We start from the raw sequence: 10592 nt of genomic DNA, 5'->3' as shown, positions 1-10592 counted from the left end.
GCTTTGACAGCCAGCCTCCAGCTTTGACAGCCAGCCTCCAGCTTTGACAGCCAGCCTCCAGCTTTGACAGCCAGCCTCCAGCTTTGACAGCCAGCCTCCAGCTTTGACAGCCAGCCTCCAGCTTTGACAGCCAGCCTCCAGCTTTGAAGTCCTTTTCAATGAACAGTTAAAACTGTGTCAAGATGGAAAACATGTGTCAAGATAAAAGATATTTGAGCCAAACAAGAGGATTTATTATTTGTCCATAGCTCTAGATTCTTCCAATAATATCTTTTGCATTTTCACTTTTCCGATAAGTTATTCCCCTAATTTTTATCTCTTCTCTGGTTTCTTTTTCAATTTTTCTGGACTCTAACAATCCTTTTCGCTCACACAAAACAATCTGACGAAAAGCAAAATAAGGAAGCTTTTTCCTCACTTGCACACGAAACCTACTTCAACAATTGTTGTACTTTAAGCAGCACTGATTCTGACACGAAGGAAGGCAAATTTCGGCTTTAATTTTCAAATTTATTTTTATCATCATTCCATAAAAACACTTCCCACATCCATGTGTCTGAAACAAACACATTTCATTGAAGTTTTTTTCATCAAGATTTGCACATTTAAAAAGCTTAACCACACTTAAATTTTCAAGATTTTTTCTATAAAAAGTATTTTCTGCAACAAAATACGCTTGCCACAAAAAGAAGCTTCACGACCATTTTTATACACTTTATCCCTCTTATCGTTTACACTTAAGGCAAGCGCACCACAGTTACAAACCTTCCCCTTTTAACAAATATTCACAAAAGAGCTTCTCATGCACTTTGAACGAGACCACATCATAAATCTCTTAACTGCCATCTCCAAGCTTTGCTTACACAATAAAATTCAAGAATAGATTTTTGTTATTATCAATGATTTTTTCAATGATTTTTGCCTCTAGCTTAAGCTTAAATTTTTGCTCCTTGATCTTGAGAGACAGTCATGCAGATAGAAAAATCCTCCATCTAGCAGCCAAACGGAATATCCAAATGTGTCCCATGGTGTCCTATCAAGATGTTTAAAATATCAACGCACTCGATCAAAGTTTCAGTTTTCGTTTAATCGCAAAAGCGTAAATAATGATTTAAAGAAATGGGGACATTTTGGTTATAAGCCCTCCCAGCATATTCAAAGGACGTGTCAACAAAATACGCCATAGGGTTCTCATTTGTACTGTATTTGTTTAAGCTGTTTCATGATCTATAGAAAAAGCTGTTATTCTGTAATCAATTGACTTTGCAAAAAGGATATAAGACTTTAAAAAATAAGGATAAAGAATCGCATTAAACACTTGAAAAGGATGTGCAATGACTAAACAATCATGTGACGTAGCGATTTTAATGGGCAGCCAATCCGATTGGCAAACGATGCGCCATAGCGCAGATATTTTAAGCTGCCTTGGCATTTCTCATATATCGCATATTATTTCGGCACACCGGACACCTGAACGCCTTTATCAATTTGCAAAAGGTGCGAAAGCAGCAGGTTTTAAGATATTGATTGCTGGCGCTGGAGGCGCAGCACATCTTCCAGGTATGTTAGCTGCTCTCACTCCTCTTCCCGTTTTTGGTGTTCCAGTACAATCACAATCTTTATCTGGTCAAGACTCTTTGCTTTCTATTGTGCAAATGCCAGCAGGAATACCAGTTGGAACACTAGCAATAGGCAAATCAGGTGCTATTAACGCAGCGCTTTTAGCTGCAGCGGTTATGGCAGTTTATGATGATGATTTAGCACAGCGTTTACAAGATTGGCGTCAACAACAAACAGCCAGTATCGCACAAACGCCTACAACTGAGATTTAATAAGATGACACAGTTTTCTAACATTTTTTCTGCACGCAATACCTCCACCTCACCTCACACTTTCACCTCACCCACCATAGCTACCTCACCTCACACCTCTACCCCACCCACCATAGCTACCTCATCTCACACTTCCACCCCACCCACCATAGCTACCTCACCTCACACCTCTGCCCCACCCACCATGTCTACCTCACCTCACACTTCCACCCCACCCACCATAGCTACCTCATCTCACACTTCCACCCCACCCACCATGTCTATCTCACCTCACACTTCCACCCCACCTACCATGTCTACCTCACCTCACACCTCTGCCCCATCCAATAGATCTTCTTCTTTTTCTTCCTCTAAAATGTTGCCTGCGGGCAGCGTCATCGGTTTAATAGGGGGAGGACAGTTAGCGCGCATGTTAGCAATAGCTGCTGCAGAACTAGGGTATCGAACGATTATTTTCTGCCCTGAAGCAGATTGTCCCGCTGCCCAAACATCTAACGGGCACATTGTTGCTTCCTATGACGATAGCTCGGCATTAGACCGCTTTATATCGCTGTGCGACATAGTAACTTATGAATTTGAGAATCTTTCACTTCCAATGGTTCAATATGTAGAAAAATCCAAACATGTTTACCCCTCTTCCAATGTGTTAAAAATTACACAAGATCGGTTATTCGAGAAGCAATTTTTGAACGCCCAAAACATTCAAACAGCATCGTGGTATGCTGTTGACAACCCCTCTTCTCTTATTTCAGGGCTTTCTGCATTAGGTGGTCGTGGTCTTTTGAAGATGCGTCGTTTTGGTTATGACGGAAAAAATCAGATCATGCTGAATCATCCGAATGAACAAACCATCCATGAAACCCTTACGGCTTTTCAGAATCAACCATCGATTTTAGAGGCAATTGTTCCCTTTTTATTGGAAATTTCGGTTCTTGCGGCACGCACCCCCCAAGGGGAGCATATTTTTTATGACTGCCCTGAAAATCAACATAAAAATGGTATTCTCCATAAATCCTTTGTCCCATCACGCACTCCACTTACCGTACAAAAAGCCGCACAAGAAATAAGTGTCACAATTATGGATGCCTTAAATTATGTTGGTGTTCTTTGCGTTGAGTTTTTTGTATTAACGGATGGCAATCTTTTAGTAAATGAATTAGCCCCTCGCGTGCACAACTCTGGCCATTGGACACAAAAGGCTTGTATAACATCACAATTTGAGCAGCACATTCGTGCCATTTGTGATCTTCCTTTGGGCAGCACATACCGCCATAGCAATTGCGAAATGACCAATCTTCTTGGCAACAATCTCAATGATTTCAAATATTTTCTTACACAAGAGCACACATCCGTACATTTATACGGCAAAAGCTCCATTCAACCAACGCGCAAAATGGGGCATGTCATCAAATTAACAGGCCCCTCTTCAGGTCTGAACAATAACTTGGAGTAGAAATATATTTCAGCAAAATATTATCATACGCATGAAAGAAATATAAACACAAAGCATTTTAGATCATTTTTTTTCAGGAGTACTTTTCCAAACGCTCTTGTGCAAAATATTTTTGCCAAAGCGCTTATTGGTTTTGAGGTAATTTTTTTGGTACGTTTAGAAGCAGAATAAAAAACAGAATGAGCAAAACTGATTCCATGAAATGCAACGCACTCTTAGATTTACAAAGCACAAGCAATTTGCAAAGCATCTTGATACAACCGCTAGATCGATAAAAATTTATAAAACTGGGACAAGTGAACTCACCGCCTCTGCTTTCTCACTATCAAGAAATATGTGATGTTTCATAAGACTGGTTTGTGATGAGTGAAGATAAAATATTTATGAGATACGGCAAAAGCAGAAAATTTCAAACTGCCAGCTCTTCCTTCTCATCTTATGAAAAAGCTGAAATATGGTAGCTTACACCACCTATTGCGATGCACAAATCCCCCCTAAAGATGCGAAATTAGCAGCAAAACTTTATGAAAAGCTGCAAAAACTTGGGCTTAAAAACATCAATGATAGGCAGAGAGCTGAGAGCCACCTTTGTCACTTTTCAAACTCCATTTAAAGCGTCAAATTAAAGCTAAAAAAGCGCATTGAGAAACAACCAAAATATAGCTTAAAGTCATCGAAAATAAAAAATAAATATGAAGATCTCTTTACATAAAAAAGTCATTTCATGCTTTAATTTATATCAATAAATTTCCGATAAAATAAATAATCACCAAGAGGTAAAAATCTCTTTTTTAGTAATTTTTAGCTGTTTTTGCAGCTGGCTTCACTCTTTGTTTGCTTTTTTCAAAGATTCTCAAAAGTAGTTTTTTAGATTTTCAAAGGCTTTTTTAAAAAGCTTCAAAGACGCTTCAAAACCCTCTCTCTTTTTTGCTAGCAAATTTCAATTTTTGCGCTTTTTTTGCGCTTTTTTGCATTTTTTCGACTTTCTGGTATGAAAATCCTCTTTGACAATTTGACAAAATGTTCATTTAAATACGAATGCCTCCCCCCTCTTCCCCTTAAGGACACAACCCACGATCACACGACAATGCTGTTCTCAACAATAGCACGAAAGAAACAAAAATATTGAAGTAAGAACCTTGTTACGACGAATACTCCTTTTGAAGAGAGCTTTCTTAAATTTAAGAGCAGTCCTCTGTGATATCCTCTCTTCAAAACGCATCTTTTTAAAGAAGCCCCCAAAAGGTAAAGAGAGTTCAGCTCTAGAGGGAATTTGTAAGGGATGATCGCTTGACAAGAATAAGACTTCTTGTTAAGAATGCCGTAGATTTTTTTGCAATTTTCACTTGTTCGTAACGCTGAAATTGTATAAATGTTTTTCTTTTTCAGGATACATTTTATCATCATGATGAATCAAGTGTGATGCGATGTTATAATGCAGTCGCAATATCATAATATAACAATATTGTAATATTAATCGTGATATTAATATTGTAATATATGGTATTTGAGTTATAGCATTGTAATTGTGAGAATAAAGTTACAGATTTTTAAGTCACGTTAGTGTATATGGACGGTGAGTATAATGAAAATTAAGAATTCGCTTAAAGCACTGAAGGAACGCCACCGTAACAACCGTTTGGTGCGTCGTAAAGGTCGTATTTACATCCTGAATAAAACCAATCCGCGCTTTAGAGCACGTCAAGGCTGAGTGCATCAAGGCTCATGTTTTTTGTGCCTGCTTTTTGCGGGCATTAAGTTTTTTAGTTTCTTGAAAGTTTTGGATAATTTATCTTTTGGAGACTCATTTTTATGGGTTTTTTTGTCTTGTTAAAAGCTTTGCGATTGCGAAGCTTTTTTATTCTTCGACAAAGTTTTTTGGTTATTTTTGTAAGCAGTTTTTGTTTACTGTCTCTTGGGTATGGAAAAAGTCCTCCTTCTCTTCCCCTTGAAGACCCCTCTCTCCAATCGCTTTTACCTTCAGATGAGCTGATACTTGGTCCTCCTTCTTCAGCTCCTGCTGCCCCTCATTCAAGCACAACCACATTTGAAGAGTTTGAGACAACGCATTCTCCCCTTTCTCATAGAGCTGCGCAACGTAAAGAAGCGGAAATTTTACGCTTGCTCAAAGAACTAAAACTGTGTGCCAACGTCAATGAAGCAAAAATTATTAATCAACGGCTTCAACATTTATGGTTACAATCGGGCAGTGATACTATTGATCTTTTGATGTCATGGGCTGAAAATGCTATCAACGCTCATAATTATGGTCTTGCCCTTGATTATATTGATAATGCTCTTGCGCTTTTTCCCACTTACGCAGCAGCTTGGGTCAGACGTGCTTGGATTCATATTCAACTGAGTGATTTTAAACTTGCCATGTTTGATCTTAATCACGCCATAACACTTGAGCCACGCAATTACATAACATTTTTTGAGCTTGGGATTATCATGGAAATGACGGAGCGCCCACAACTTGCTATCAAAGCTTATGAAATGGGTCTCCATTATTACCCCCAAATGCAAAGGCTTCAAAAACGCATTGAGATATTGCTAGAAAAGCAAGCCTCGCAAGCTCTTTGAATGAAGAAGCTTTTTCTGAGTAAAAACTGTTCCTTAAGATTTCCATAAGAGATTTTCCCTAAAAATCTTTTTCTTTCAGATTATTCTTGAAAGCATTTTATATCTAGCCGAAGACCTCAAACTGACTTATAATAAGGAGTGGTGTTCTGCGCTTCTCGACAGGAAATAACACATTCCTGAGACCTTATTGATTTCCAAGGGAGCTGTCCCTGAGAAGGCTCGTGGGCTTTTTCATATGGCGCCCACCTACTGAGTAGGTTCTCGGGATCAATCTTTTCCATCGGCTGTTGCGGATCACCATTTTTTCACAAAGAGAATAATCGGCACAATTGGGGAAAAATTGTTTGCTGTTTGCACAGAACACACCCCTTGTTTTTGCCTTTTTCACACACGCACTTGCAATCTCACATCCGCACAAAGCTCATGAGCTTTTTCATATGGCGCCAACCCACTTTCTCGGGATCAATCTTTTCCATCGGCTGTTGCGAATCACCATTTTTTCACAAAGAGAATAATCGGCACAATTGGGGAAAAATTATTTGCTGTTTACACAGAACACACCTCTTGTTCCTGCCTTTTTCACACACGCTTTCACACCCACTACTTAGCAATGCTATAAACTATACCCCAATATCGCAACACCGTAGAGAGCATTATGCTCTTCTTTATACGACAGCATTTTTACGCGACAGCATTGCACCTGCACCGTAATATCATCTTTTCCTTTGATTCATTTTTTTACATTGCATGAATCTTTATGATTTTTTACCAGACTTGTGGGAATTTGTAGCAGTTTGTGCTACCTTGTTTAACGTAATTGAGCGATTTATAACAATTTATAGAAATTTACATAATGGTTGACCAAACAAGAGCACAAAGTACCCAATATTTACAATCCGCTTCTTTGGTTCGATCACATTTGCGCAAACTTGGCTTATCTCACCGCGACGCGCTTTCAGTACAAAATCGTGTGCTTTTTTCGCACCACGCCTGTTCTCACTTGATACACTATCTTGAGCAAAGAGGGGAAGATTTTTCGCAAATGATTTTGTCAGGTTATTTGCCCATCAAATCGGAAATAGACCCTCGTCCTTTGTTTGATTTTATAGTGTCACGGGGTGGCAGTTTAGCATTGCCAGCAATTCTTGATTCAACCACGATGGTTTTTCGTGCATTTTCAAAAAGCACAGTGTTAGAGCCGATGCGCTTTGGTACAATGGGCCCCAATTCAGACAGTAGCATTGTTGTCCCCAATTTTATTATAGTTCCACTTTCAGCATTTGACAATCAATGCCACCGCCTTGGTTATGGAGGGGGATATTATGATCGCACTGTTGCATCTCTTAAAAAACAAGGGCACCAAATTCATTTATTGGGTTTAGGTTTTTCCTGTCAAGAAGTTGTGTCGATTCCTCCCACGCAGCATGATTTAACTGTACAAGGAATTTTCACAGAAAAAGGTTTCTTAGAGCGTTAAAGTATGATTAAAGCGCTTATGCGATTTTTATTTTTAGGTGACATAGTCGGAGCGACGGGCTGCAATGCGGTTTTTCAACAACTTCCACATCTCATTGAGAAATGGCAACTTGATTTTGTTGTAGTGAATGGTGAAAACGCATCCAATGGCTTTGGCATTACACAAGAGACATATCAAGACCTTTTAGCAGCAGGAGCTGACGTTGTAACAACGGGCAATCATGCTTTTGGCTGCAAGGAAGCGTTACAATATGCGTATGAGAATGATCGTTTTTTGCGTCCAGCCAATTTTCCCCAAGGCACCCCAGGGAGAGGTTCGGGTATTTTTACAGCCAAGAATGGAGGACGTGTTCTTGTTGCGAATATTTTGGGGAATGTTTTTATGCCATGCAAAGCAGATGATTCGTTTGAAACGGCTGAAAAGATTTTGTCAGCCTGCTCTTTGATGGAGCAAGCAGACGCGATTATTTTTGACTTTCATGCAGAAACGACGAGTGAGAAACAATGTTTTGGGCATTTTCTTGATGGACGTGTCAGCGTTATTGTAGGGACGCACACGCACACTCCCACGGCTGATGCACAAATTTTAGAGGGTGGAAGTGCATATTTGTCGGATGCGGGGATGTGTGGCGACTACAACTCATCTCTTGGGATGGATAAGGAAGAACCGTTACACCGTTTTCTTTATAAGAAAAGGCAAAATCGTTATGAGCCTGCGCATGGTCCTGCCACACTTTGCGGTTTAGCAGTTGAACTTTCAGATCGAACGGGTTTAGCGGAAAAGGTTTCGGCAGTGCGCCTTGGTCCACGTTTAAAGCCTGAAATTCCAGATTTTTGGTGACTCTTTCTCACCCCTCTCCTTCAGCCCCTTCGGGAAGAACTTCCTTCCTCAAGCAAAGCTCCCTTCACCTCCTTCAGAAGACTTCCTTCCTCAAGCAAAGCTCCCTTCACCTCCTTCAGAAGACTTCCTCCCTCAAGCAAAGCTCCCTTCACCTCCTTCAGAAGACTTCCTTCCTCAAGCAAAGCTCCCTTCACCTCCTTCAGAAGACTTCCTTCCTCAAGCAGAGCTCCCTTCACCTCCTTCAGAGGACTTCTTCCCTCAAGCAGAGCTCCCTTTCACCCTCTTCGGGGGATGTCCTTCCTCAAGCAAAGCTCCCTTCACCTCCTTCAGAGGACTTCCTTCCTCAAGCAGAGCTCCCTTCACCTCCTTCAGAGGACTTCTTCCCTCAAGCAGAGCTCCCTTTCACCCTCTTCGGGGGATGTCCTTCCTCAAGCAAAGCTACCCTCTTAAAGAGGTATGATTCCTTCGAAGGGTTATGTTGTTATACGCTGAATTTTTGCACCACACTGTGCTAATTTTTCTTCCAATCGTTCGAAGCCACGATCAAGATGATAGACGCGATTGATGACTGTTTCTCCTTTTGCTGCCAGTGCAGCAATCACAAGAGAGACGGAAGCACGCAAATCGGTTGCCATCACAGGTGCACCCTGCAAATGCTCTGTTCCCAAAATGGTTGCAGTTTGTCCATTGAGTTTTATATTCGCTCCCAAACGTGTAAGTTCCTGAACATGCATGAAACGATTTTCGAAAATTGTTTCGGTGACACGTGCAGTTCCATGAGCACGTGTCATCAAAGCCATGAATTGCGCTTGCAGATCGGTTGGAAAGTCGGGATAAGGTCCTGTTTTAATATCCACAGGCATTATCTTTGTTTGTTGTTTGTCTCGTTTTACGTGGATTCCTTGTGGTTTTATTTCGATATCGAGTCCAGTTTTTTGGAGAACTTTCAACACTTGTGTGAGATGACGAGAATTGGCATTTTTCAGCAAAACATCTCCACCCGTCATTGCCACAGCCATTGCATAAGTTCCAGCTTCGATTCGATCAGCGATGACCCGTATTCTTGCACCACTGAGCTCTTTTACACCTTCGATGGTAAGCGTTGATGTTCCCTCCCCAACTATTTTTGCCCCCATAGCGTTAAGAGCTTGAATAAGGTTTGTGACCTCTGGTTCACAAGCAGCATTTTCAAGGACGGTTTTTCCGTTTGCAGTAACTGCTGCCATAAGCATCACATGGGTTCCACCAACAGTAACTTTAGGGAAACGGTAGTGAGCACCTTTCAATCCTTTTGGAGCTTTTGCATGAACATATCCATTTTCGATAGCAATATGTGCCCCTAAAGTTTTGAGTCCTTCAAGGATAAAATCGACGGGTCTTGTTCCAATAGCGCATCCTCCAGGCAGAGAGACATAGGCTTCTCTACACCGTGCGAGGAGTGGGCCGATCACCCAAAAGCTTGCACGCATTTTTTTAACCAGTTCGTAGGGTGCACATGTTGTGGTTATATTTTGCGCAGTAAAATGGATTGTCCTTGAATTTTCACTATCAAGATGCGCTTTTTGTCCTTCAACTGCATATCCAACCCCATGATTATTGAGGATACGAATTAACAGTTCAACATCAGCAAGATGGGGCACATTGTCTAAAATGAAGGGCTCTTGTGTGAGCAAAGAAGCAACCATAAGAGGCAATGCAGCATTTTTTGCTCCTGAGATCGGAATAGTTCCTTTAAGTTTTTTTCCACCAACGATTTGAATAGAATCCATAATTTTCCACTCTTTCCCTTTGAGTTTCCTCTTCCAAAGATTTTGACTCTTTGGGAAGCTATTCTTTGACAATGATTTTTAAAACGTACCATACAAAAGTTGGTTGCAAAAATGCCGTAAATATCAGTTTTTTAATTTTCTGTTTGTGCTCTTTTCCGACTTTGTTCTTTTCGTCGTTTCAAATTTTCGCGTAATTGCTTTGCCAATCTTTCTTGACGTTTTTTTTCCTTTTCATCTTGATGACTATTTTTTTCATCTTTTTGATTTTGAGATATTTGTGTCATTGCGCAACCTTTTGAGCAGTCTTGAGCGTCTTTAAGCAACGCATTGCTGTTAATGTAAAGAACTTATGTCATGACACAAGAAGGATTTTCTTGCAAGAATGCACAAATGCTCTCTTGCCTATTTTACGACAATATGGCAAAAGGCAGCGCACAGATTGAAAACTGCTGCGGTAGCTCAGTGGTAGAGCACTCCCTTGGTAAGGGAGAGGTCGAGAGTTCAATCCTCTCTCGCAGCACCATTATTTGGAAAATTTTTTGCACCTTCAGTTCTGCATTGGCTTTTTGCTTTTTTTCAGTCTCTTTACCCCTTTATCCAAACACTCCCCACTCTGCATGCAACCCTCCCACGCTTTG

The 10592-nt window shown here is 40.6% G+C and carries 9 protein-coding genes, 1 tRNA gene and 1 other RNA gene; 8 read left to right on the top strand and 3 right to left on the bottom strand.

Annotation, left to right across the window (positions count from 1 at the left end; genetic code table 11):
• Window positions 1-1334 precede the first annotated feature (1334 nt).
• From purE to V5N67_RS02180, 7 genes are all read left to right on the top strand, one after another.
• Window positions 1335-1832, top strand: coding sequence for a 5-(carboxyamino)imidazole ribonucleotide mutase (purE, locus tag V5N67_RS02210; protein WP_332060238.1), 498 nt, complete (start codon window positions 1335-1337; stop codon window positions 1830-1832).
• 256 nt (window positions 1833-2088) lie between these two features.
• Window positions 2089-3285 carry a 5-(carboxyamino)imidazole ribonucleotide synthase gene (locus V5N67_RS02205; RefSeq protein WP_442879225.1) on the top strand — a complete coding sequence of 399 codons (1197 nt, stop codon included), beginning with the start codon at window positions 2089-2091 and terminating at the stop codon, window positions 3283-3285.
• Between the two features lie 1585 nt (window positions 3286-4870).
• Window positions 4871-4996 (top strand): type B 50S ribosomal protein L36, encoded by a 126-nt coding sequence (ykgO, locus tag V5N67_RS02200; protein ID WP_013545486.1) that lies wholly within the window; start codon window positions 4871-4873, stop codon window positions 4994-4996.
• A 101-nt stretch (window positions 4997-5097) separates the two neighbouring features.
• Window positions 5098-5868, top strand: coding sequence for a tetratricopeptide repeat protein (locus tag V5N67_RS02195; RefSeq protein ID WP_332060233.1), 771 nt, complete (start codon window positions 5098-5100; stop codon window positions 5866-5868).
• 140 nt (window positions 5869-6008) lie between these two features.
• Window positions 6009-6168: non-coding RNA, 6S RNA (gene ssrS, locus V5N67_RS02190), on the top strand.
• Window positions 6169-6721: 553 nt separating this feature from the next.
• A complete protein-coding gene (locus tag V5N67_RS02185; protein WP_332060231.1) occupies window positions 6722-7345 on the top strand; it encodes a 5-formyltetrahydrofolate cyclo-ligase in 624 nt (207 codons plus the stop codon).
• Between the two features lie 3 nt (window positions 7346-7348).
• Entirely contained in the window at window positions 7349-8185 is an 837-nt protein-coding gene (locus V5N67_RS02180) for a TIGR00282 family metallophosphoesterase (RefSeq protein ID WP_332060230.1), read from the top strand.
• A gap of 20 nt (window positions 8186-8205) precedes the next feature.
• Here the strand turns inward: V5N67_RS02180 and V5N67_RS02175 are convergent, their stop codons facing one another.
• From V5N67_RS02175 to V5N67_RS02165, 3 genes are all read right to left on the bottom strand, one after another.
• Complete coding sequence (locus tag V5N67_RS02175; protein WP_332060228.1) at window positions 8206-8379, bottom strand: hypothetical protein; 174 nt, start codon at window positions 8377-8379, stop codon at window positions 8206-8208.
• A gap of 279 nt (window positions 8380-8658) precedes the next feature.
• On the bottom strand, window positions 8659-9954 hold the full coding sequence (murA, locus tag V5N67_RS02170; RefSeq protein ID WP_332060227.1) for a UDP-N-acetylglucosamine 1-carboxyvinyltransferase: 1296 nt from the start codon (window positions 9952-9954) through the stop codon (window positions 8659-8661).
• Between the two features lie 131 nt (window positions 9955-10085).
• Complete coding sequence (locus V5N67_RS02165) at window positions 10086-10238, bottom strand: hypothetical protein (RefSeq protein WP_332060225.1); 153 nt, start codon at window positions 10236-10238, stop codon at window positions 10086-10088.
• 164 nt (window positions 10239-10402) lie between these two features.
• Here V5N67_RS02165 and V5N67_RS02160 point away from each other — a divergent pair.
• Window positions 10403-10477 (top strand) — tRNA-Thr (locus V5N67_RS02160).
• Window positions 10478-10592 lie beyond the last annotated feature (115 nt).

This window comes from Bartonella rhinolophi (genome assembly GCF_036576165.1).
GTDB lineage: Bacteria > Pseudomonadota > Alphaproteobacteria > Rhizobiales > Rhizobiaceae > Bartonella.
Note: the sequence above shows the minus strand (reverse complement) of the source record. Positions and strands in the feature narration are given on the sequence as shown.

What these genes read in the sequence shown, in the direction of transcription:
- V5N67_RS02165 (WP_332060225.1), bottom strand. Translation starts at nt 10,238, where the DNA reads ATGACACAAATATCTCAAAATCAAAAAGATGAAAAAAATAGTCATCAA.
- V5N67_RS02180 (WP_332060230.1), top strand. Translation starts at nt 7,349, where the DNA reads ATGATTAAAGCGCTTATGCGATTTTTATTTTTAGGTGACATAGTCGGA.
- ykgO (WP_013545486.1), top strand. Translation starts at nt 4,871, where the DNA reads ATGAAAATTAAGAATTCGCTTAAAGCACTGAAGGAACGCCACCGTAAC.
- murA (WP_332060227.1), bottom strand. Translation starts at nt 9,954, where the DNA reads ATGGATTCTATTCAAATCGTTGGTGGAAAAAAACTTAAAGGAACTATT.
- purE (WP_332060238.1), top strand. Translation starts at nt 1,335, where the DNA reads ATGACTAAACAATCATGTGACGTAGCGATTTTAATGGGCAGCCAATCC.
- V5N67_RS02205 (WP_442879225.1), top strand. Translation starts at nt 2,089, where the DNA reads ATGTCTATCTCACCTCACACTTCCACCCCACCTACCATGTCTACCTCA.
- V5N67_RS02195 (WP_332060233.1), top strand. Translation starts at nt 5,098, where the DNA reads ATGGGTTTTTTTGTCTTGTTAAAAGCTTTGCGATTGCGAAGCTTTTTT.
- V5N67_RS02185 (WP_332060231.1), top strand. Translation starts at nt 6,722, where the DNA reads ATGGTTGACCAAACAAGAGCACAAAGTACCCAATATTTACAATCCGCT.